This window comes from Brevibacterium sp. 91QC2O2 (assembly GCF_024580695.1).
Classification (GTDB): domain Bacteria; phylum Actinomycetota; class Actinomycetes; order Actinomycetales; family Brevibacteriaceae; genus Brevibacterium; species Brevibacterium moorei.
On the sequence record NZ_JANIJY010000014.1, the window covers coordinates 48889 to 72060 of the forward strand.

Below are 23172 nucleotides of genomic sequence, written 5' to 3' on the forward strand. Positions count from 1 at the left end.
CCCTGACACGGACCTGTATAACAGGGGCCGGGGTGCCGGTTCTTGACGAACTCGTTATCCGCCGGCTGTGTGCCGGTTGTTCAGCGCCCCAGCTTGGTGCGCACCGCCTGGGTCAGGGCTGTGACCTCGCGCACGCGCAGCAGGCGGCAGGCCACCAGGTAGACCAGCAGCATGACGACGCCCATCCAGGCCACGGAGATGAACGAGTGGACCCGGCCGGCGTAGGCGGATTCACCCACGGCGATGAGCAGTACCCGGCCCACCACCAGCGCCACCATCCCGGCGATGGCGAAGCGCACGTGCGACCAGACGATCCGCCACAGGTCGATGCTGCCGATCTTGCGGTGCAGCAGCCATAGGGAGAGCACACAGGCGACCGTATAGCCCAGCGCCATCGCGGCCCCGATGCCGGCGACCACGTACTGCGTGCCGAACCGTTCGACCACCAGCAGGCCCAGCGTGGTGACCGCGACCTGCACCAGCTGGATCCAGAACGGGGTGCGGGCGTCCTCGTAGGCGTAGAAGACACGCTGGGTCAGATAGTTCGCGGAGAATGGGACCAGCCCCAGGATCATCACCGCGACGATCAGACCCAGGGTCCTGGCCTGCGCAGTGGAGCCGCCGGCGATCAGCGCCGCGGTGGGGGTGCCAAGTGCCACCAGGGCGGAGGTGAAGAACACGTTGACCAGCCCCACCAGGCGCATGCCCTGGGAGTAGGAGCCGCGCACCGCGGCGACGTCCCGGTCAGCGGCATAGCGGCTGAGCGAGGTGAACAGTGCGGTGGCCAGGGATACCGCGACGAGCGAATGCGGCAGCATGAAGATGGTGTAGGAACTGGTGTAGGCGGCATTGCCCGCCGACATCTGCCCGCCGACCGAAGTTGCACCGGCGGCGGTGCGGCTGATGAACACGAAGCCCAGCTGGCCGATCAACACGGCCGCGAAGGTCCAGCCGGCGACCTTGCCCGCGGTGCCCAGACCAACCCCGCGAAAACCCCAGGTGGGCCGGAATCGGAAGCCGATCCGCTTGAGGGGGAAGACCAGGATCAGCGCCTGCGCCACGACGCCCAGGGTGGCCGAGCCCGCCAGCAGGGCGATCTTGCCCGCATTCCAGGTTCCCACGGCGTGCTGCCCGGCCTCGCCGGGGCCGAAGAACAGGATGAACAGGCCCAGTCCGGCGATCGCCACGACGTTGTTGAGTACGGGAGCCCACATGTACGGGCCGAAGGAGCCCTTGGCGTTGAGCACCTGGCCCAGCAGCGTGTAGAGGCCGTAGAAGAAGATCTGCGGCAGGCACCAGTAGCCGAAGGCCACGGCCAGCGCGGTCTGCTCGGCCGGCCAGCCACCGGAGTACAGCCAGATGAGGGCCGGAGCGCACAGGGTCGCCAGACCCGTGAAGATCAGCAGCAGCGTGATCGACAGCGTCAGCAGTCGGTTCGTGAAGTCCCGACCGCCATCGGGCTGTTTGGTCGCGCGCACGATCTGCGGGACCAACACGGCGTTGAGCACACCGCCGGCCAAGAGCATGTAGAGGTTGTTGGGGATCTTATTGGCCACGTCGAAGGCATCGGCGGTGCCACCGACGGTCACGCCGATCGCCGTGAGCAACAGCATCGTCTTGACCAGGCCCAGCACGCGGGACACCAGAGTGCCGGCGGCCATGATCGCCGATGACTTCGCCAGGCTCTTCGTCTGCGCCGCCGCCGGATCCGCGGTCGCGGCCTGCGCGGTTCCCGCCGCCGAGGCCCCCACCGGATCGGTGGCGTCGGCCGGCTGTGCGGGCGCAGTGCTCGGACGCGCAGGCACATCCTCCCGGCGCGGCGGTGCCGCATGGCCGGACAGATGTCGCCCCGTGGAGTGCCTGGGCACCACCGGATCGCGATCGGCCGAGCCCTCTGCGGCCTCGGCCCTGCGCCGCTGGGCGCGCGTCCGGTACTGCGGTCCCTGTTCTCCGTCCTCGTGCACGGAAGTCCGTCCTCTCAACCCTTGTCGTGTTCCTGGCCGCGGGCCAGCGCGGCGTCCAACTGGTCCTCGGGCAGCTTGCGCTTGCCCTTCCTGACCGCGCGGACCAGACCGAAGACGAACACGGCCAGCAGACCCGCGCCGATCACGGCCGTACCGATATTCTCCCAGTCGGCGCGGACCCGGACGTTGATGGCGGGGCGCTGCCCCACCTCGGTGCCGTCGGTGGCCAGAATCCTGACATCGGCCATGACATCGGCATTCGCGATGCCCTCGACCGGGACCTCGACGCGGGCGGTCTCATCCGGGTCCAGGTGCGTGGGCTCGGAGCGGTCCGTCTGCAGTGCCGGACCCTGCCCCGTCAACGCCACCATGAACTCAATCGGCAGATCGGTGGAGTTCTCCACCCGCACCGGAATCGTCGTCTTGTCCCCGGTGACCAACAGCACCGAGGAGCTCTTCTCAACGTGCAGCCCGTCCTCCAGACCGCGCAGGCGCTCCTGCGCGGCGGTGACGCAGGAGTCTCGGTCCTGCGGCTGGGCCGCCGGCGCGTCCTCGGCACCCGGGGTGGTCTGGGCGGTGGCCGCTCCCTCGACTCCGCCGGCCGCACCCTCAGTCGCCTGGCCCGCAGGGCGCGCAGCCGCCGCCTGCCTGGCCGCGACGCGGGTCGATGCCGCATCCCAGCCGACCGCCGCACACCCCAAGACGATCCGGTCGTTGCGGGTCCGCGCGGTGGAGGGGTCGACGAACAGGGCGGAGAAGGTCCTGCTGCGCGCCACGGTGGCGCGCAGCGGGGCCAGGCGCTCGCCCTCCTGTTTCACGGTGTCGAGAGGGCTCGTATCGGTCCCGGTCGCGGCGTCCGTGGCATCGGCATCCGTGTCTGCGTCCGCGGCGTCTGCGGCGTCCTCGGCCGCAGCACCGTCCTTCGCCGCAGCGGTGTCTGCAGAGCGCGCCGGCACAGCAGTCCGCTCTGCCGGATCCGCCTTGGCCACATCCGCCAGTCCGGTGTGCTCGAGCCAGGGCAGATTCGCCATCAGCGTTCCGACCTCGGCCCAGGAGGTCGTCGCGGCGGTCCGCGGCATGCTCATCAACACGGTGCGCCGACTGAACGGGCGCTCGCCGGCCAGGGCCGCGGTCTCGGCGGCCAGCCGGGCACGGCTCAGCGCGGGACTCGCCCCACCGGCCACCTGCTCGGCCAGTCCGTCGAGTTCGGTGTCGAGTGCCAACACGTTCTTCCGGGTTATCGGGTCGGCGCCGCGGGACACCGACTGCCCAGGATGGAGGGTGACGGTCGAGCGGGCGTTGACGGTGTAGGGCTCATCGGCCGCTGCCTGTGTTCCGTCGACGATCGGCAGGCCCTTGGTGCGCAGCAGACCGTGCAGGCCCTCATAGTCCAGGGACCCGGCCCGCGGCCAGGTGACGTCGGTGCGCGCACCGGGGAGGAAATCGGTGACCAGCTTGCGTTCGTGTGCGGCGACCTCGGACTGCTTCCGCAGGCCGGCCCGGTCCAGGACCTGGGAATCGGCGTCGGCCCAGGGCAGGGCGATGACCTCATGGCCGGCGGTGGCCTGGGTGAACTGGCGCCACCAGCTGCGCAGCCGCGGGTACGGATCGTCCTTGGGCACCTGGGTCAGGGATTTGACGGTAATGGGGTTGACGGTCTCTGCTCCGCCGAGCGCCGAGGTGCCGGCCTTCGCATCGGCCGCTCCGGCTGCGGTCTTGGCCTCCATGGCCGGTCGCAGTGCCGCGTAGACGCTCAGCAGGAGCCGCGGATCGGCGGCGAGGACGGCAGAGGGGTTCGTCTTCATCCCGGCCAGCAGCGAGGCCAGATTGCCGGAATCCGCGGCCTGGGCCTCGAGCTCGGCGGGATCGATCAGTCCGTTCCGGCCGAACCTGGGCAGGGTGACCGGCAGGATCGTGCCCAGCCGGGTCGCATCGATCTTGGGCCGGGGATACCAGGTGGTGAAGGTGCGCAGCCGCTGCACCCCGTCCGCGTCGAGGCCCTCGTCCGCGGAGTCCTCTGTACCGGTGTCGTCCGCTTGGCCCTGGGAATCAGCGGAATCGGTGGAGCCCTGGGAACTCAGATCCAGGCTCAGGCCGCGCACGCCCCATTCGCGCAGCGGATCGGTCGCACTCAGGGGCAGGGCGCCGGCGGGCAGGCTGAAGGAGAACGGGACGCTCCGTCCCGCGGGCAGCTCGGCGGGCAGCTGGGCGACTTCGGCCTTGGGCTTCTTCTTCGCACTCTTCTTCTTGGAATCGTCGGCCGTGGTGTCCACCTTCGGTACGACGGGTTTGGCAGCCGCCTGGGCCAGTGAGGTGGAGGAGCCCGAGCCGTTCGTCCAACTGCTCAGCGCCTCGCGGGAATCGTAATGGCGCTGTGACATCCGCAGGTCCAGCCGCGGCTTCTCGAGGTCGCGCGCGGCCGTCAGTGTGCCGGAGACGGTGAGAGTGCCGTCCGCATCGAGCCAGGGCGTCAGCGTGGTCACGTTCAGGGTGCCCAGGGCACCGGACCCCTCGGCGGGAGTGGCCGAGGCCTCGGGTGCGGCCGTGGCGGGTGCGGCGGGTGCCGCCGCGGTGCCGGGTGCCGCTGCGGCCTCGGACCCGGGAGCGGCGAGAGCGGGTGCTGCCACGGGTGCCAGGGCCAGGGCCGCCGAGGCCAGCGCGGCAACGGTCTGCAGGAGTCTGTTCACATCAACTTCCGGGTCGCTGGATGTACCGGGGCAGGACATAGGCGCTGGCCAGGGCGATCCTGCGCTCATTGGCGAACGACAGGCGGTCCTGCAATTGGGCGAAGGGTATCCACATGGCGTCGATCGCCTCGTGGTCGGGATCGTTGTCGACTGTCAGCCGGCCACCGGTGGCGCGCAGCAGGAAATGGTGGACGACCTTGTGAATGCGCAGGCCGGACGCGGAGAACCAGTAGTCGACGCTGCCCAGGGTGGTGATGACGGCTCCTTCGATTCCCGTTTCCTCGCCGACCTCGCGGCGGGCGGCCTGGGCCGCGGTCTCATCGCCCTCCAGGTGGCCCTTGGGCAGGCACCACTCGATCCGGCCGGCCCGGTTGATCCGCGCGATCACGGCCACGCGCAGGTCCGGCGAGGCGAAGTCGACCACGATGCCACCGGCAGACACTTCCTCCACCTGACGGCGGGGCGCCGGAAAAGGGCGCGGCTTGGGAAGCGGTCGTGACATGGGGACAGTCTACCGAGCAGGCTTGACGGTTCATGGATGCCGGAGTTTCCGGTGCTGGCGCGGTGACGACGTGCCGACGACGCTGTGACGACGCGCCGATGACCCGAAACCGGAGGAATGACCCGGTATCCGGGGGCATATCCCCGGTTTCGGGTCAGCGGGAGGCATCGGCGCTGCGGACTCGGCGACACTGTAGGCTTGTCCCTGCTGTTTATCAACTTGGAGGTTCGGTGTTTCCAGCGGGCGCGCACACACGATTGCAGGATGTCCTCGACACCCTGGACGATGTTCTGGGACCGCTGGGGCGCCTGTTCGCCGATGCCGGATTCGAACTGGCACTGGTGGGTGGCAGTGTGCGCGATGCACTGCTGGGCCGCGATATGCCGGACCTGGATTTCACCACGGACGCCGGCCCCGATGAGATCGAACGGCTGATCAAGCCCTGGGCCGACACGCACTGGGACATCGGCCGGAAGTTCGGCACCATCGGCATGCTCAAGCGCGGCTATCAGATCGAGATCACCACCTACCGGGCGGAGAAGTACGATCCGGACTCCCGCAAGCCCCAGGTGGCCTTCGGCGACAATCTGGATGACGATCTGATCCGCCGCGACTTCACGATCGGCGCCATGGCCGTGCGCCTGCCCGGCCGCGTGTTCGTCGACCCCTTCAACGGTCTGCAGGACCTGGAGAACAAGGTCATCCGGACCCCCGCCAGTGCCACCATGAGCTTCAACGACGATCCGCTGCGGATGATGCGCGCGGCGCGCTTCACCTCCCAGCTGGGCTTCACCGTCTCCGACGAGGTCAAGACGGCGATGACGGACATGGCCGAGCGCATCACGATCATCTCCGCCGAACGCGTGCGCGATGAGCTGGTCAAACTGATGAAGGGCATCGACCCGGCGGCCGGCATCGACCTGCTGGTGTCCACCGGGATCGCCGACCATGTGCTGCCCGAGGTCGCCGGCCTGCGGCTCGAACGCGATGAGCACCACCGCCACAAAGACGTCTACCAGCACACCCTGACGGTGGTGCGCCAGGCGGTCGACCTCGAGGCCGCGTATATGAAGCGGATCCATGCGGCCGAAGAAGCCAAGGGTGCCGAGGGCACGGAGCCGACTGCCGCGTCCTCGGAGTCGAAGGCCCCGGAACCGGTGCTGTCCGCGCCGGATTTCATCGTCCGCTTCGCCGCTCTCATGCACGATATCGGCAAGCCCTCCACCCGCCGGTTCGAGGCGGGGGGAGCCGTGACCTTCTACCATCACGATGTGGTGGGCGCGAAGCTCACGCGCAAGCGGATGCGCGCACTGCACTTCGACAAGGACACCATCTCCAAGGTGTCCCGCCTGGTGGAGCTGCACCTGCGCTTCTACGGCTACGGCGATGCCGGATGGAGCGATTCCGCGGTGCGCCGCTATGTCACGGACGCCGGTGAGCTGTTGACCCGGCTGCACATCCTCACGCGCGCCGACGTCACGACCCGCAATCGTAAGAAGGCCGACCGCCTGGCCTTCGCCTATGACGACCTGGAGGAGCGGATCACCCGGCTGGCCGAACGCGAGCGCCTGGATGCGATCCGGCCCGATCTGGACGGCAAGCAGATCATGGAGATCCTACAGATCGCCCCGGGGCCGGTGGTGGGCCGGGCGTACAGGTTCCTGCTGGAGACCAGAATGGAGCAGGGGCCCCTGGACGCCGAGGCCGCGCGGGCGGCACTGCTGGACTGGTGGTCCCAGCAGCCCGAGTCGGGTGCCGCGGAGAACCAGCCCACAGGCCCTGCCTCCCATTGATTTGCATAAAATATCAACTACATATGCGGTAAATCCCGAGTTCTACACCGTGTAGCGGATAAAATCACCTTTGCAGCGTCGCAGCTGATTTGCGACGATTCAGTTATACGCGACGCTTCCCAAAGGAGAGAATGTGAGCGATGTGACCGAGCGGTTCCGTGCCGCCAGAGACCAGTTGATCGAACTTCGCGAGGATCTGGACGCCGCGCGTGATTCCTTCTCCTGGCCGCACTTCGAGCACTTCAACTTCGCCCTGGATTGGTTCGACGTCGTGGCGGACGGCAATGACGAGCCGGCCCTGCACATCGTCGAGGAGGACGGTTCACAGCGGACCTGGTCCTATTCCGACCTGTCGCTGCGATCCAACCGGGTGGCCAATCTGCTGGCCGCATCCGGGGTGCGCCGGGGCAGTCATGTGATGATCATGCTGGGCAACCGGGTCGAACTGTGGGAGTCGATGCTGGCCTGCACCAAGCTGGGTGCGGTCATGCTGCCCACCGCGGTTCAACTGGGCCCGGTCGATCTGCACGATCGGGCCGAGCGCGGCGAGGTGGACTTCGCCATCGTCGGCGCCGCGGATGCCGCCAAATTCGATTCCGTCGAGGCACCCCTGACCCGGATCGTGGTGGGTGCCCCGGCACAGCGTCCCGGGGATGTGGCCTATGCGGCGGCGGCCGAACAGTCGGCTGCCTTCACCCCCGACGGCCCCACCGCGGCGGACGACCCACTGCTGCTCTACTTCACCTCGGGCACCACGTCGAAGGCCAAGATGGTCGTCCACACGCACGTGTCCTATCCGGTGGGACACCTGGCGACCCTCTACTGGATGGGTCTGGAACCGGGCGATGTGCACTTGAACATCGCCTCGCCCGGCTGGGCCAAGCACGCCTGGTCGAATATCTTCACGCCCTGGATCGCCGGGGCCTGCGTGTTCGTCTACAACTACTCGCGCTTCGATGCGGCGGCGCTCATGCGGGTGATGGACACCGTCGGAGTGACCAGCTTCTGCGCTCCTCCCACCGTCTGGCGGATGCTGGTCCAGGAGGGTCTGGAAAACCTGTCCGCGCCGCCGGCCAAGGCGCTGTCGGCGGGGGAGCCGTTGAACCCCGATGTCATCGCCAGGGTCGAACGGGACTGGCACACCACGGTACGCGATGGCTACGGCCAGACCGAGACCGTACTGGTCATCGGCAATACACCGGGGCAGGACACCGCGCCCGGCACGATGGGGCGCGCCCTGCCCGGTTTCGACGTGGTGCTGCGGGATCCCGCGACCGGTGAGATGACCGACGAGGGGGAGATCTGCCTGCGCCTGGACCCCCGTCCTGTGGGCCTGACCACGGGCTACTGGCACGATGAGGCACGCACCGACGCCGTTTTCGCCGATGATGTTTATCACACCGGTGACGTCGCGGCGCGCGACGAAACCGGCTGTTTCACGTACGTTGGCCGGGCTGACGACGTGTTCAAGGCCAGCGACTACCGGCTCTCGCCCTTCGAATTGGAGTCGGTCCTGATCGAGCACGAGGCGGTACTCGAGGCCGCCGTCGTGCCCTCCCCGGACCCGGTGCGCCTGGCGGTTCCCAAGGCCTATGTCGTCCTGGCTCCGGGGTGGGAGCCGAACGCCGGAACGGCCGAGGACATTCTGCGCTTCTGCCGCGAAGAACTGCCGCCCTACAAGCGAATCCGGCGTCTGGAGTTCACCGAACTGCCCAAGACCATGTCGGGGAAGATCCGCCGCGTCGAACTGCGTGTGCGCGAACGCGAACTGCACGGTGTGGGCGGGGAGATCGAGGATCGGGTGCCGGGTGTGGACCCGGCCGGCACCGCTGGTGCCAGTGGTCCGAGTTGGGGCGATGGAGCCTCGCGCGAGTGGTCCGAGGCCGATTTCGCCGAACCGCTCTCTTAAGGTTAGGGGACACTGATCCTGAGGGTGTGTGAGTGGCGCCACCCCGAGATTCACAGGTGATGGTATATGGGCACGGACAGCTGGGGCACTTAGACTGAAGGGCGGTTTTCCGTTCCGAATCCGGCCCCACCACTCACCGGCGGCGACCTGGGCTTCGGAACCAGTCGTCTGAAACCCCTGGGGGATTCTTGTCTAAACGTTCGTCTGACGCAGCTGCGTCGAGGGGTGCCGCTACGGGCCGCCGTCGTACCTGGATGGGGCGCGTGTTGAACTATCCGCGAGCCGGCAAAAGCGGGTTCACCCGCTGGCTGCCGTCGTTCCGGCTGTGGGTCACCGGCGTCCTGGGCCTCTTCGTCATCGTCGTGGCCGGCTTCGCCATCGGCTACAGCCGCACGCCCATTCCACAGGCGAATGTGTCCGCAACCGGTGCGACGACCAATGTCTACTACGACGACGGCAAGAAGCTGATCGGTCAGCTCAAGATCGAGAACCGGCAGCCGGTCGCACCCGATAAGATCTCACCCACGCTCAAGGCGGCCACCGTTGCAGCGGAGGACCGGTCCTTCTACGAGAACCGCGGGATCAACGTCAAGGGCCTGGGCCGTGCGGTCTGGGGCCTGGTGACCAACGACTACGCCGGCGGCGGTTCCTCGATCACCCAGCAGTACGTCAAGAACTACTATCTGACGAACGACCACTCCATGGTCCGCAAGGCCAAGGAGATGTTCATCGCCCTGAAGATCGACCAGGAACTGGACAAGGACCAGATCCTGGCGAATTACCTCAACACCATCTACCTGGGCCGCGGGGCATACGGGGCCGAGGTCGCCTCCCAGAACTACTTCCACAAGCCCGCCGCTGACCTGGACTACAAGCAGGCCGCACTGTTGGCCGCGATCATCCAGCGTCCGGGGGCCGCGGATCCCGCCGACAATCCGGAGGTCTATCAGGGCCGCTACAACTATGTGATCCAGGGGATGGTCGAACGCGGTAACATCCCGGCGAACCTGGGCAATGACACGACCATGCCCAAGGTCTACTCGCCCAAGAAGGAGAAGGGCTTCGGTGGCCAGACCGGCTATATGCTGCGCGCCGTGGTCAACGAGATGAAGGCCCAGGGCCTGAGCGAGGACCAGATCTACCGTGGCGGCTACAAGATCGTCACGACCTTCAACAAGAAGGACATGGACGCGGCGCTGGACACCGTGCAGTCCCTGCCCAAGCCCAAGAAGGGCATGCACATCGGCCTGGTGTCGATCGACCCGAAGACCGGTGGGATCCGTGCGATGTACGGCGGCAAGGACTATCTCAAGCAGCAGTTCAACGATTCTCTGCAGGGCACCGCACAGGCTGGCTCGACGTTCAAGCCCTTCGCCCTGGTCGCCGGGATCGAGGACGGCTACCGCCTGGGTTCGTCCTGGCCCGGTTCGCAGATCACGATCCGTTCCGAGGGGAACGCGCCGTGGACCGTGCACAACTTCGGCGGGTCCAGCTACGGTACGGTGTCCCTGCTCAAGGCCACGGAATCGTCGGTGAATACCGCATACGGGTACCTGAACAAGAAGGTCGGCCCGGAGAAGACCCAGGAGGCCGCGATCCGCGCCGGTCTGCCGGAGAGCACACAGGGCCTGGACAAGAACCTGTCGAACGTGCTGGGCACCTCCAGCCCGCGCCCGGTGGACATGGCCAATGCCTATGCGACCTTCGCCGCCCAGGGAATCTATCGCAAGGCGCATGTGGTGGAGAAGGCCACGGACGGTGCCGACAAGGTCGTCTACCAGCCCGACACCGAGGGAGAGCGCAAGTTCGACAAGGCGGTGATGGCGGAGACAACCTACGCCCTGCGCCACGTCATCTCCTCCGGCTCCGGCTCCTACGCCTCCAGTCTGGGCCGGCCCGCCGCGGGCAAGACCGGTACCTCGAGTGACAACTATTCGGCCTGGTTCACCGGTTATACGCCGCAGCGCGCCACCGTCGTGTCGATCTCCCGGACCAAGGCGAAGAAGGACAAGGCCTCGGGGGAGATGCGGAACTATGCGGTGCCGATCGGACCCTGGGGCTCGCGCGGCGAGGTCACCGGCGGTTCGTACCCAGTGCAGGCCTGGACGCACTTCATGCGGCAGTCGCTCGAGGGCACGGATGTGAAGTCCTTCCCCTCGCGGCCCAGCCCCTCGGACCTGCCCAAGCTCAACACCGGTGGGGACGACGACCAATACGGTAGCGGCAACAACGAGTTGCGGGGTAATTCGAACCGGTCGTCGAACTCCAGGTCGCATTCGTCCTCGAACTCCAGGTCCAAGGCCAGGCACACCGAGAAGGCCAAGGACGAATCGGATAAGAAGAAGGACCGGGAGGACTCGAAGGACAAGGGCAAGGACAAGGGGTCCGCGGACGGCAAGGGAAAGTCCGACGGCGATGGGAAGGACGGCGGGAAGACGGGAATCGAACCGCCGAAGAAGCCGGAGAAGCCTTCCACTGGAGATTCCGGTAAGGACGACGACTCCGGTACAGGGGGGAACTCGTCGGACTCCAAGAACAAGGATAAGAACAAGGACAAGACGGGTCCGAACTCCGGGTCCAACTCCAAGGACGACTCCGCTGTGGTTTCAAACAAGTAGCCCAACTGCTGCTGAATCCCCGCCGAGTGGCTGGGATGTGCCGAGACCTTCCGAGGCCTCCCGGCATGTCCCGGCCACTCGGTGCGTCGGACCGGCGTGTGGTGCGTTGGACGGGGTGCGTTGGGCAAAAGGCGCCTGTGCGGGTGCGCGGTGCGTTGACGAGGCCGTGTCAGTGCTGTGAAGTACGCTGGCCCCATGGTGACAACAAGCCCTGCACGTTTGGCCGAACCCCTGTTGGGAGGAACCGCCGGCGCCCACGCGGGACCGGCGGATCGTCGCTTCCGCGCGGGTGCTGCGACCTGGAGCCTGGTGCTGCTGGGGATCTCCTGTCTGCTGGGACTGACCCGCCAGGTCGCCTGTTTCACAGACGGCTGGGGCTTCCCCGGAGCCTCGCGCCGCCTGTGCGCATCGCCCGTTGCCAACGCCGTGCTGGGTCAGACCTTCCCCGACTTCCCGGGACGTTCCACCGGTGGCCTGTCGACGTTCACCCCCGGCAATGCCTGGCTGGTCGGCCTGACCGGTTTCGGTGGTTCGGACGTGCAGACGACCATGGCCTTCCTCCTCGTCATCAACGTCGCGGCCGTCGCCGTGATCGGTGTGAGTCTGCTACGGCTCATGCCCGGCAGTTCCTGGGTCGCCGCGGCTTTCCTCTCACCGGTCGTGATCTTCTCCCTGGGCCAGGGGCTGGAACCGGTGGCGGTGGCCGCCACCCTGCTCGCCCTGGTCCTCCTCACACCCGCGGCCGAACGCCCGTCCACCGGAGCGCTGGTCTGCGCCGGCCTGTTGTTCGCCGTAGCGGTCGTCATCAGCCCCATCGCACTGCTGGTGCCGATCGTCCTGTGCCTGCGCTCACTGGGTGCCGGTCGAGCCGCCTCTGCGGATTCCGCCGCCCGGGCGGGTGCCGACCGGGACCTCGGCCCCGGGGCGCGGCGGATCGACTCCGGCGACCTGCTGGTCATGGTCGGCAGCGGGATCATCGCGCTGGGGCTGCTCATCATCGTCGACGGGCAGATCATCGCCCGGGCACAGGCCTGGCTCAGCGCCGCTGTGGATCGTGGGTCACTGGTCTCGCTGACCCTGTCGGCGGGCCTGGGATCCCCGCGCGAACTCGGCCTGCTCTCGCTCATCGTGTGGGCCGTGGCCCTGCTGGCCGCAGCCCAGCTCATCTACATGTTCGGCCGACACCTCGATCTGGCCCAGATCCTGAGCATCGTCTTCGGGCTGAGCCTGCTGCTGCTGCCGGCGGCCCCCATCACCCTGGCGCTGTGGCTGGTCCCGGCGGCAGCCGCGGCTGTGCACCGGTTGTGGGTCCACGTGGCGTGGATGCTCGCCGAAGCCGCCCTCTTCATCGCGGTCAATCTGCGCGATGCCGCACGCACCCAGGACAAGGTGGGGCTGGACCAGTCCTGGCTCGTCATCTTCACCGTGTTGCGTCTGGCCGCGGTTCTCGCGGTCATCGTCGCAGCTCTCTGGCCGCGGGACCAGACTGCCGACCGGTCCTCGGCCGCAACCACCGGGACCCGGACCCCGGCATCGGAATTCGAGGCCCGGGGCGTAGCCGCGGCCCAGGGCGCCATGGGCCGCGTTGAACCCACGGAGGGAACGGGCGCTGCAGAGGACCCGGAAGCCGGGGAAGATCTGAAAGCCGGGGAAGCCGCGGACGATGTGGAGGCCGCGGGACCCGTGGAGGGCATGGGGGACCTGGTGAGCAGTCGCCTGCGCTCGGTGGATGCAGATGCCGCGACCGGTCCCGCCGGACCGGACGGTCCTACCGACCCGGACGGGGACGGCGGAATGACCGAAGACGGTTCGGCGGAAGACGTGCGAAACGTGATTCGCCCGACTTCGGCGCACGAACGGCTAGACGGTCACCATCCCAGGCACTAGAATCGAAAGGTCTGTGTCCGTGCGAACCATCGTGCGGGCCGGGCACGCATTTACCCTCCTGCCATGGACCGACCATGGCCGCATAGACCAGAGGAGGTGGGTTACACATGCGTCACTACGAGCTCATGCTCATCCTGGACCCGGAACTCGACGAGCGTTCGCTGGGTACCACTGTTGAAAAGCTGACGAAGGTCGTCCCCGCTGAAAACGGCACGATCGACAACGTCGACATCTGGGGCCGTCGCCGCCTGGCGTACGAAATCCAGAAGAAGACCGAAGGCTACTACGCAGTCATCGATCTGCACGCAGAGCCTGCGACCACCAAGGAACTTGAGCGTCTGCTGGGTCTGAACGAATCCGTGCTGCGCAGCAAGTTCATCCGTCCCGCAGCCAAGTAACCGAACAGGTCCGTAGTCCACCAGACCCGGCTCGCCGGGTCGTTGCTTAAGGAGTCCTCATGGCCGGCGAAACCATTATCACCGTGGTAGGCAACCTCACCGCTGATCCCGATCTGCGCTTCACCCCCAATGGTGCGGCCGTCGCGAACTTCACGGTGGCCTCGACTCCTCGGACCTTCGACCGCCGCATGAACGAATTCAAGGACGGCGAAACCATGTTCCTCCGCTGTGCTGCATGGCGCGATATGGCGGAGAACGTGGCGAGCTCCTTGTCCCGTGGCACCCGTGTCGTGGTGCAGGGCCGGCTGCGTGCGCGCACCTTCGAAACCAAAGAGGGAGAGAACCGCACGGTTTTCGAGCTCGACGTCGACGAGGTGGGCCCCAGCCTGCGCTACGCCACCGCCAATGTGACGCGCAATGAGCGCTCCGGTGGCGGGAACCAGGGCGGATACGGCGGCGGCCAGCAGCGTCAGGGTGGCAACCAGGGCGGTTACAACCAGCCCCAGGGCAACCCCGGTGGTGGCTACGGCAATAACGGTTTCGGGAACAACAACCCCGGTGGCGGCTTCAACGGCGGCAATCAGGGTGGTTCCCAGTGGGGCCAGAACCCCGGTGCGAACCAGGGCAATGGCGGCGGGGCCCCTGCGCCTCGCCAGGACGACGATCCCTGGGCATCGTCGAATCCGAACGCCGGTGGCGGCGGCTGGGGCAACCCGACCGACGACGAACCGCCGTTCTAAACACGTTTTCAACAGGAGTACATCATGGCAAAGCCGGATATCCGGAAGCCGATCAAGAAGAAGGCCAATCCCCTGAAGAAGGGCGAGGCCGCGCTGATCGATTACAAAGACACCGCAACTCTGCGCAAGTTCATCTCGGACCGCGGCAAGATCCGTGCACGTCGCGTCACCGGTGTGACCGTGCAGGAACAGCGCGTTATCGCGAAGGCCGTCAAGAACGCCCGCGAAATGGCGCTGCTGCCCTACACCAGCACGAACCGCTGATAGGAAGGGGAGATATTCATGGCTACTAAGAAGATCATCCTCAACCAGGAAGTCGACGGACTGGGCGCTGCCGGCGACGTCGTCGAGGTCAAGGCCGGTTACGCTCGTAACCTGCTGCTGCCCCGCGGCTGGGCTCAGCCCTGGACCGCCGGTGCTGAAAAGCAGATCGCAGCCCTGCAGAAGGCCCGTCAGACCAAGCAGCTCGCCGACCGCGATGCCGCTCTGGAACTGAAGGCGCAGCTGGAGAAGACCGCCGCTCGCATCGAGATGAAGGCCGGCAAGAACGGTCGCCTGTTCGGCGCCGTCACCCCGGCCCTGGTCGCCGAGGCCCTGGCCGCCGCGACCGGTCGCGAGTTCGACCGTCGTCAGGTCGCCCTGCCGGCCCACGTGAAGACGCCCGGCACCTACACCGCCACGGTGCGCGTGCACGACGAGATCACGGCTTCGGCCAAGTTCGCCGTCATCGGCAAGGCCTGATTCATCGGGTCGTGAGTCGCGCGGTCCGATCCAGTGGGTCCTGATCCACCGGATCCGATCCGCACGGTTCTCAAGGCGCCGGTCGCCGTTCCCCGTTCCGACGGGGGCGGCGACCGGCGCCTTCTGCATGTCCGGAACCACGACCCCGGCGCGCTGCCACGACACCGGCTCACGGGCCGGCCGGCGTGCCGAACCTAGACTGGGGGTATGAGTGATGAGCAGCCCGGCCCGGTCCCACCCCGGCCGCAGACGCCGCCTGCACCGGCATCCACCTTCGAGCTCGATACCGCCGGGGATGCCGAACGCCGCCGTGGTTTGACGAAGATGCGCCGGATCGCCACCGGTGCGCTGATCCTGGCCGCCCTGATCTTCCTGCTGGTCCATATCTTCACAGACCTCGGCGGTGTCTGGGGCTTCATCGCCGCCGCAGCCGAGGCCGCGATGGTCGGTGCGATCGCCGACTGGTTCGCCGTCACCGCCCTGTTCCGCCATCCCCTGGGCCTGCCGATCCCGCACACCGCGATCATTCCGCGCAAGAAGGACTCGCTGGGGGAGACCCTGTCGGAGTTCGTCGCGACGAACTTCCTGCGCAAGTCCACCGTGGCGCCCAAGATCCTCTCCGCCCACGTCACCTACCGGGCCGGCCTGTGGCTGAGCCGCCCCGACAACCAGGAACTGCTGGTGGGGCGTGCGGCACAGGGACTGAACTACGTGCTGGACCGGGTGGATTCCGCTGCGGTCGAATCGCTGACGAAGAACGTGCTCATCCCGAAGCTGACGGATCTGCGCAAGGCCCCGGCGCTGGGCCTGGTCCTGGAACGGGTCATCTCCGACGGCTCGCACAAACGGCTGATCGACATCATCCTCGACGAGGCCTTCGACTGGCTCTACAACAACCCGCAGGTGCTGGGCGACCAGGTGGCGACCAAGGCCCCGTCCTGGGTGCCGAAGTTCGTCAACTCCGGCATCGCCAACCGCCTGCAGCGCGAGGTCCTGGGCTGGCTGGGCGATATCCGCGACCGCCCGGACCACAAAGTCCGCCGCGCCCTGGACGAATGGCTGCTGGCCGTGGCCCACGATATGCAGGACGAGGATTCCCCCGTGGCGGAGCGGACCGAATCCGTTCTGGCCCAGCTGCTGGCCCACCCCAGCGTGGCGGCGGCGGTGGTGGATCTGTGGACCAGCCTGTCGGTGTTGCTGCGCACGGCGATCGGCGATCCCACCGGCGAGATCGGTTCGCGGATCCGTGCGGCCCTGACCGAGTTCTCCACCCGCTGTGTCGAGGACGAGGCCTTCGCCGCGGGCATCGATGCGCGGCTGGCGGATGCGGCGGGTGCGGCGGCCGAGTCCTTCGGCCCTGAGCTGGCCAGTGTCATCTCGGATACGATCGCCGGCTGGGACGCGCAGCAGGCCTCGGAGAAGATCGAATTGCTGGCCGGGCGCGACCTGCAGTTCATCCGGATCAACGGCACCGTGATCGGCGCCCTGGTCGGCTTCGTACTGCACGCCGTCGAAGTCCTCATCCCCTGAGCCGACCGACCGCGGCGCCCCGGGTCGGGCCGCGCGGGTGAGGACGCGCTTACAATGAACGGTGGAGTTCATCGCTCCCAATCCCGCAATCGAAACCGTGCCCCCGAAACAGTAAGGATCGCAATGACGCGAACGCGCCCGCCGGCCCAGGGCGGAACCGCTCCGGATGAGCCCCAGACAGACGGAGAGTACCTATTCGTCTGGAATGACACAGTGCGCGGCAAGAAGCTGCTGCTGGGCATCGTCCTGGGCGTCGCCGGCGCCATGATCGGCCTCTACGGAGGCAAGTGGCTCGTCGGCCTGTTCGTCGCCGACCCCGCTCTGGTCAAGGTGTGGTCCCTGGTCACGGGGCTGATAGGCACGGTGATCGGGGCGGTCGTCGTCGGCTTCCTGGTACCGCCGGCGCGGATCGTGAGCGATCACGCCTCCGATACCTCGCGGGTGGACGAGACGATCGACGATATGGCGGCCGACCCGCAGGGTCTGGGAACCCTGGCCCAGGCCAGTGCGCGTTCGCGGCACGAACTCGCCGAGGCCGGACTGACCTCGGCGTTCGAGGCCGGGCAGGCGCGTGCCGCCGGGACCTCGGGAGATTCCGGAACCTCGGGAACTCCGGATGCGGCCCGGGGAGGTGCCGCCTGATGGAGATCCTGTCCCAGGTCCCGATCGCCGTACTCATGGGCATCATCGGCGCCATCGTCTTCACCCTGGTCGGCGTGGTCTCCGGCACCGATGAGACCTCGACCATCGCGCCCCTGACCCTGGTCGTCATCCTGCTGGGCGTGCCCCCGGCCGGAATCTTCACGTTCTTCATCGCCGCAGCCGTGTCCAAGCACATGACGCATGCGATCCCCACGATGCTCCTGGGCATTCCGGGCGACACCCTGGCCGTGCCCATCATGGACGACGCCAACCGGATGCGCGCCCTGGGCGTGCCGCACGTGGCGCTGCGCAAGGCGATCTCGGCTGCGCTGATCTCCGCGGTCATCGCCGTGCCGGTGGCCGTACTGTTCGCCTGGGTGCTCTCGCCCTTCGAGGCCTTCATCGGCGATATCGCCCCGTGGCTGTTCCTCATCGCCGCGATCCTCATCGCCTATGTGTCGCCCGCGAAGCTGGCCGGTGTCCTGGCGCTCATCCCATTCGTCGCGATCGTCATGGGGCTCAACGCCTGGGCCGGGACCTTCGACGTGACGATCTCCACCAGCTACTTCATGGGGATCGCGATCGGCCCGATGATCTTCGACCTGTTCGCCGTGCTGGTACCGGGCAATCGCGCCCGGATGCGCAGGCGGGAGCCCTCGCACGTCTACCTGGCCCCCGACACCTCGGAGCTGGGGGTCGGGAACCGGAAGACGCGCGGGAAGTCCGGTGCGGCCACCGCGCAGGCCGCCTCGGCCACGGGCGAGCACGTCGATGTCGACCGGGGCGCGCACGGCACGCACCACACCTGGCCCAATCCGTTCAAGGTGCTCGACAAGCAGCAGCTGGGCGCGACGGCCGCGACCTCGGTGATCTCCAGTGCGACCTTCGTGTTCAGCCCCGTTGCGATGACGGTGCTGATGGGCGAGTTGGTGGGCGCGAAGATCAAGCAGGGCTATCAGCGCCTGGCCACCGTGGTCAGTGCGAAGAACGGCACCACGGAATCGACCTATATGGCCGAGACCCTGATCCCGCTGGTGGCCTTCGGGCTGCCGCTGTCGCCGGTTGCCGCCGGTCCCGCCGCGCCCCTGTTCAACGCGCCGCCGGTGTTCCACACGGATGCCGCCTCCGGCGAGCACTTCAACCTGTCCGACACCCTGTCGACCGGGCAGTTCTTCGTCTTCGCCCTCCTGGGCGTGCTGTTGGCCGGGCTCATCGCCTATCCGTTCGCCATGCGCTACGCCCACGCCGCCGCGCGCTTCGTCGTCTCGAAGGTCAGCCACGAGGCGATCATCGCCGGGTTCTCGGGCCTGGTGCTGTTGGTCAGCGTGTGGGAGGGCGGCCTGCTGGGCCTGATCGTGGTGCTGACGATCGGCCTGCTGTCCGGCCTGCTGGTGCGCACCCTCAAACTGCACTCCGGTGTGTTGTTCATGGGGTACTACGTGGCGATCCTGTCCGTGCCCGGCATTCTCAAGGTGCTGGGGTAGGGGCGCGGGGAGGGTGCATTCCCACTCGATGCGCCGAGGCCCCATCGAGTGTCCGGTTCGTGTCACTTGCAGCCCGCGTGGGCCGCGGATTTCCGGGGTTGTTGGGTAGGCGCGGGAACACTCGATGGAGCGGGACTTCATCGACTGTCGAAAGTACAGCATATGTATCCTCATACTCGCGGATGAGGGGATTTCCCCCTGCCGAGGTCTGGGGTCGGCACCATGGCCCGGCCGGCTCGCGCACGCGATGCTGGGGGTATGAATGATTTCCAGCCCGTTCCCGTCCCCCAGTACCCGCCGCAGCCGGGCTATGCCCCGCAGTCCGCTCAGCCCGCGCAGCAGCCCCAGCCCGGGTCTCGGACCACTCCACCCGGTGCCCCGGTACTGCAGGCATCGGGCCTGCAGAAGCACTACGGGCCCACCGCCGCGCTCGCGGGAGTGAACCTGAGCGTGCGGGTCGGTGAGTCCGTGGCGATCATGGGCCCCTCCGGCTCGGGCAAGACCACCCTGCTGCACACCCTGGCGGGGATGATCCTGCCCGACGCCGGCCAGGTCGTGCTGAGCCCGGGGGCCACAGCCCAGCCCGGCGCGACTCAGCCGGGCGCGGCCCCGCTCGACATCACCGCCGCCTCCGAGGCGACTCGCACCGCCCTGCGCCGGACCACCTTCGGCTTCGTGTTCCAGCAGGGCCTGCTGCTGCCGGAGCTCACGGCCGAGGAGAATGTCGCCGTGGCCGCAATGCTCACGGGCGTGCCCCGGACCCCGGCCACCGGGCAAGCGCGCGAGCTGCTGGCCCGCGTGGGCCTGACCGAACACGCCGGCAAGCGGATCGGGCAGCTCTCCGGCGGACAGGCCCAGCGCGTGGCGATCGCCCGCGCCCAGGCCAATGACCCCGCCATTGTCTTCGCCGATGAGCCAACGGGCGCGCTCGACTCGCAGACCGGCGCCCAGGTGCTCCACCTGCTGCTGGGCTCGACCACGGGCCGCGGCCGGACCCTGATCCTGGTGACCCACGATGAAACCGTCGCCGCGGCCTGCGACCGGACCGTGCGACTGCGCGACGGCCGCATCGTCTCGGACACCTCGACGGGTACCACGGTCGGCTTCGGCGCCGAGGCCCCCGCCGGGACGGGTGCCGGGCCCCAGCAGTCCCAGCCCGCCTGGGTCCAGCCGGGTCAGGCCCAGCCAGCCTCCGGGACCAACCCCAGCTCAACCCCCAATCCCGACCAGGGGGCGTGGTCATGAGGAACGCGCTGCGCCTGCTGCCCCTGCTCATCAACGCGCGGACCCTGAAATCCGGGCCCGCTCTGCTCATGATGGCCGCCTTCGCCGCATGTTCCGCACTCTTCCTCACCGTGGCCGGCGGAACCTGGGCCTTCATACACTGGGACACGGCGAACGACGCGGGCGGCATGCTCGGTATGTACAAGGTGCTGGCGGCCATCGCCACCGTGCTGCTCATCGTCCCGGCCTTCACCCTGGGACAGGCGGCCGCGAACCTGTCGAGCCGGCGCAATGACGAACGGTTGTCCTCGCTGTCACTGCTGGGGGCCTCGGCGGCGGGCGTGACCCTGGTGGCGCTGGCGGAACCGGCGCTGCTGGCGACCGTGGGCACCGTGGCCGGCATCGCGGGGTACTTCGTGCTGCTGGTGCCCACCAGCCTCATCCACTTCCAGGGTACTGGCCTCGGCTACGCGAATATGGTCCTCCCCGTGTGGGCCCTGGTCCTGGCGGTCGTGTTGCTGGTCGCGGTGTCCGTGGCCAGCACCCTGGTGGGTCTGCGGCGCGTGGTCGTATCCCCCTTGGGTGTGCGCACCCGCCAGCAGGCACCCGGCTTCCCCTGGGGTCGGGTGGCCTGCGGTGCCGTGCTGCTGGTCCTGGTGTTCGTGGCCGTCTCGATCACGCGGATGGCCACGAGCATGGCGGTCATCGTCGTGGCGCTGCTGGCCATGCTGGCCGGCGGACTGCTGGTTGTCGACCTGCTGGGCGTGGTCTTCGTGCGGATCATCGCGCGGACCTCGGCCAAGCGGGCGCGCACTGCGGAGCGGCTGGTGGCCGCACGCTTCGTGCTCGATGACCCCAAGCGTTACTGGCGCCGCGTCTCCGGCCTGGCGATGACCGCCTTCACCGCGACCGTGGCCGGTACCGGCGCCGCTCTGGTCCAGGGACTGAACGGCCAGGCTACCGCGGAGGCCGGCGGCGCAGGCGGAGCCGAGGCCTCGGCACAGGAAGCTGCCCTACAGCAGCAGATGGACCTGCTGGGCAATGACATCGTCACCGGGATCCTGTTGGTGTTGGGCATCTCCTTCGTGTTCATCGCCGTGTCCGCGGTGATCAACCAGGCGGCCGATGTCTACGACCGCAGCGATTCCTTCGTCCAGCTGCACTCCGCTGGGATGGGGGTGCCGACCCTGCGCGCGATCACGGTGTGCTCGGTCATGCTGCCGGTGATTTGGGTGTCGGTGTTCGCCGCCGTATTGGGCCTGGTACTGGTGTTCCCGCTGGCCGGCGCCGCCTTGGTGTTCCAACCGGTGACCTTCCTGGTGATGGTCGGGTCCGTCGCGGTGGGCGTGCTGGTGGTCAGGGTGGGGCTGCGGCTGACCAGCCCGCTGCTGGCCCGGGTCGCAGCACTGGGGTGAGGTCGGTCACGATGGGGCTGATTCCCTGACTCTCAGGGGATTGACAGGTTAGGGTTGCCTCATGACCAATCCCTCCCCGAACCCTCCCTCCACCGGTGCGCCGACGCCGATCTCCACCGCCCAGGACGTCAACCGCGTACTGGGTGCCCAGGGATCGCACGGGCACAAATCCAAGGCGATCGTCCTGCTGGCCCTGGGCGGCATCTTCATGGACGCCTACGATATGTCCTCACTGGCCTTCGGCATCACCGCCATCCGCACCGAGTTCGGGCTGGACGGCTTCATGACCGGCCTGACGAACGCCGCGATCATGATCGGCGCCGTCATCGGCGCGGTGTTCGGCGGATACCTGACCGATAGGTTCGGCCGTTACAAGCTGTTCATGGCCGATATGGTGTTCTTCGTCGTCGCCGCGATCGGCTGCGCCCTGTCACCCAATGAATGGGTGCTCATCTTCTTCCGGATCATCATGGGGATCGGGGTGGGTCTGGACATGCCGGTGGCCATGGCCTTCCTCGCCGAGTTCTCCAAACTGCGCGGCAAGCAGGGCCGCTCCCAGCGCGTGAGCACCTGGTCGCCCATCTGGTACGTGGCCACCGGCATCGGCTATTTCATCGTCCTCATCTGCTTCCTGTCCCTGCCGTACGAGGCCCAGCCGCTGCTGTGGCGCATCGTCGTGGGCTTCGGCGCGATCCCCGCGCTCATCGTGCTGCTGGTGCGCCGGAGGTACATGGCGGAATCGCCACAGTGGCTGGCCAATCAGGGCGATGTGGCCGGAGCCGTGGATGTGCTCCGGACCCATTACGAACTCGAGGTGGAGTACGTGCCGGCGGGTGCTTCCGGGGACGCGGCCGCGGCGGGTGCTGCGGCCTCGGCTGCGGGAACCGCGATTGCGGGAACCCGGCCGCGGGCGTACAAAACGCAGTGGAGCGGGTTCGCCGAACTGTTCTCCAAGCGCTACCGGATGCGCACGATCATCGCGATGTGCGTGTGCGTGTTCTCGACCTTCGGCTACAACGCGGTGGGCTACGGGCTGCCGCTGATCATCACGACCCTGTTCCAGCAGGGGCCGCTGGTGACGATCATCAGCTCCCTGGTCATCAACCTGTGCTTCGGCGCGGTGGGTGGGTTCATCTGCGCCGGGATCGTCGACCGCCTCGGTTCGCGCAGGGTCACGCTCATCGGTTTCATCGTGCAGGCGGTGGCCCTGGTGATCCTGGCCGCCGTCGGGGTGCCGGCCGGCGGGCTGGTCATCGTGTCGATCGCGATGCTGGCGGTGTTCATCTTCATGCAGGCGGCCGGCCCCGGCACCAACCTGATGAACTATGCGACGCTGTCCTACCCGGCACGGCTGCGCGGGATCGGGATCGGCTTCAACCAGGCGGTGCTGCGGACGTTCTCGGTCGTCTCGCTCATCTTCTTCCCGGTGGTTTCCGCGGCCCTGTCCATGGGTGTGTTCTGGATCATCGCCTGCGCTCCGCTGTTGGGCGCGATCGTGGTGGGGATCGTGAAGTGGGACCCCACCGGGCAGGACGTGGACGCCGAGGCCTACGCGGACGCGGAGGGCTGAGCGGGCGCAGCTCCACTTCCGACATCTACACATGTACTCACGTGGATTGTTGGGACACGCTGCACCGC

General features: G+C 67.6%; 17 protein-coding genes. 14 read left to right on the forward strand and 3 right to left on the reverse strand.

Annotation, left to right across the window (positions count from 1 at the left end; all coding sequences use genetic code 11):
* Positions 1 to 80 precede the first annotated feature (80 nt).
* Genes murJ through NQ036_RS10645 form a run of 3 tightly spaced genes read right to left on the reverse strand, consistent with a single transcriptional unit; the run spans position 81 to position 5153 of the window.
* Positions 81 to 1964, reverse strand: coding sequence for a murein biosynthesis integral membrane protein MurJ (murJ, locus tag NQ036_RS10635; RefSeq protein ID WP_257058795.1), 1884 nt, complete (start codon positions 1962 to 1964; stop codon positions 81 to 83).
* 14 nt (positions 1965 to 1978) lie between these two features.
* Positions 1979 to 4651, reverse strand: coding sequence for a DUF6049 family protein (locus tag NQ036_RS10640; RefSeq protein ID WP_257058799.1), 2673 nt, complete (start codon positions 4649 to 4651; stop codon positions 1979 to 1981).
* 1 nt (position 4652) lies between these two features.
* The gene (locus tag NQ036_RS10645; protein ID WP_257049332.1) at positions 4653 to 5153 is read right to left on the reverse strand and encodes an NUDIX hydrolase; all 501 of its coding nucleotides are present in this window, start codon (positions 5151 to 5153) and stop codon (positions 4653 to 4655) included.
* 230 nt (positions 5154 to 5383) lie between these two features.
* Here NQ036_RS10645 and NQ036_RS10650 point away from each other — a divergent pair, with 230 nt between their 5' ends.
* The 14 genes from NQ036_RS10650 to NQ036_RS10715 all read left to right on the forward strand — a co-directional run bounded on the left by NQ036_RS10650 (position 5384) and on the right by NQ036_RS10715 (position 23104).
* Positions 5384 to 6946 (forward strand): CCA tRNA nucleotidyltransferase, encoded by a 1563-nt coding sequence (locus NQ036_RS10650; RefSeq protein ID WP_257058801.1) that lies wholly within the window; start codon positions 5384 to 5386, stop codon positions 6944 to 6946.
* A gap of 133 nt (positions 6947 to 7079) precedes the next feature.
* Positions 7080 to 8855 carry an AMP-binding protein gene (locus tag NQ036_RS10655; protein WP_257049334.1) on the forward strand — a complete coding sequence of 592 codons (1776 nt, stop codon included), beginning with the start codon at positions 7080 to 7082 and terminating at the stop codon, positions 8853 to 8855.
* 254 nt (positions 8856 to 9109) lie between these two features.
* On the forward strand, positions 9110 to 11473 hold the full coding sequence (locus NQ036_RS10660; RefSeq protein WP_373456826.1) for a transglycosylase domain-containing protein: 2364 nt from the start codon (positions 9110 to 9112) through the stop codon (positions 11471 to 11473).
* 195 nt (positions 11474 to 11668) lie between these two features.
* A complete protein-coding gene (locus tag NQ036_RS10665; RefSeq protein ID WP_257058805.1) occupies positions 11669 to 13360 on the forward strand; it encodes a hypothetical protein in 1692 nt (563 codons plus the stop codon).
* 107 nt (positions 13361 to 13467) lie between these two features.
* Entirely contained in the window at positions 13468 to 13758 is a 291-nt protein-coding gene (rpsF, locus tag NQ036_RS10670) for a 30S ribosomal protein S6 (RefSeq protein WP_257049952.1), read from the forward strand.
* 59 nt (positions 13759 to 13817) lie between these two features.
* The gene (locus NQ036_RS10675) at positions 13818 to 14498 is read left to right on the forward strand and encodes a single-stranded DNA-binding protein (protein WP_257049953.1); all 681 of its coding nucleotides are present in this window, start codon (positions 13818 to 13820) and stop codon (positions 14496 to 14498) included.
* Positions 14499 to 14522: 24 nt separating this feature from the next.
* The gene (gene rpsR / locus NQ036_RS10680; RefSeq protein ID WP_257049954.1) at positions 14523 to 14762 is read left to right on the forward strand and encodes a 30S ribosomal protein S18; all 240 of its coding nucleotides are present in this window, start codon (positions 14523 to 14525) and stop codon (positions 14760 to 14762) included.
* Between the two features lie 18 nt (positions 14763 to 14780).
* On the forward strand, positions 14781 to 15239 hold the full coding sequence (gene rplI / locus NQ036_RS10685) for a 50S ribosomal protein L9 (RefSeq protein WP_257049955.1): 459 nt from the start codon (positions 14781 to 14783) through the stop codon (positions 15237 to 15239).
* A gap of 207 nt (positions 15240 to 15446) precedes the next feature.
* Positions 15447 to 16769 carry a DUF445 domain-containing protein gene (locus NQ036_RS10690; RefSeq protein WP_257049956.1) on the forward strand — a complete coding sequence of 441 codons (1323 nt, stop codon included), beginning with the start codon at positions 15447 to 15449 and terminating at the stop codon, positions 16767 to 16769.
* Between the two features lie 123 nt (positions 16770 to 16892).
* Entirely contained in the window at positions 16893 to 17411 is a 519-nt protein-coding gene (locus NQ036_RS10695) for a hypothetical protein (RefSeq protein ID WP_257049957.1), read from the forward strand.
* The gene (locus tag NQ036_RS10700) at positions 17411 to 18895 is read left to right on the forward strand and encodes a tripartite tricarboxylate transporter permease (RefSeq protein ID WP_257049958.1); all 1485 of its coding nucleotides are present in this window, start codon (positions 17411 to 17413) and stop codon (positions 18893 to 18895) included. Before NQ036_RS10695 ends, NQ036_RS10700 begins: the two co-directional genes overlap by 1 nt.
* A 258-nt stretch (positions 18896 to 19153) precedes the next feature.
* Positions 19154 to 20140: an ABC transporter ATP-binding protein gene (locus tag NQ036_RS10705; RefSeq protein WP_306428350.1), complete on the forward strand. Its 987-nt coding sequence runs from the start codon at positions 19154 to 19156 to the stop codon at positions 20138 to 20140.
* Complete coding sequence (locus NQ036_RS10710; RefSeq protein ID WP_257049959.1) at positions 20137 to 21534, forward strand: ABC transporter permease; 1398 nt, start codon at positions 20137 to 20139, stop codon at positions 21532 to 21534. Before NQ036_RS10705 ends, NQ036_RS10710 begins: the two co-directional genes overlap by 4 nt.
* Before the next feature lie 61 nt (positions 21535 to 21595).
* A complete protein-coding gene (locus NQ036_RS10715; protein WP_257049960.1) occupies positions 21596 to 23104 on the forward strand; it encodes an MFS transporter in 1509 nt (502 codons plus the stop codon).
* Positions 23105 to 23172: the final 68 nt, after the last annotated feature.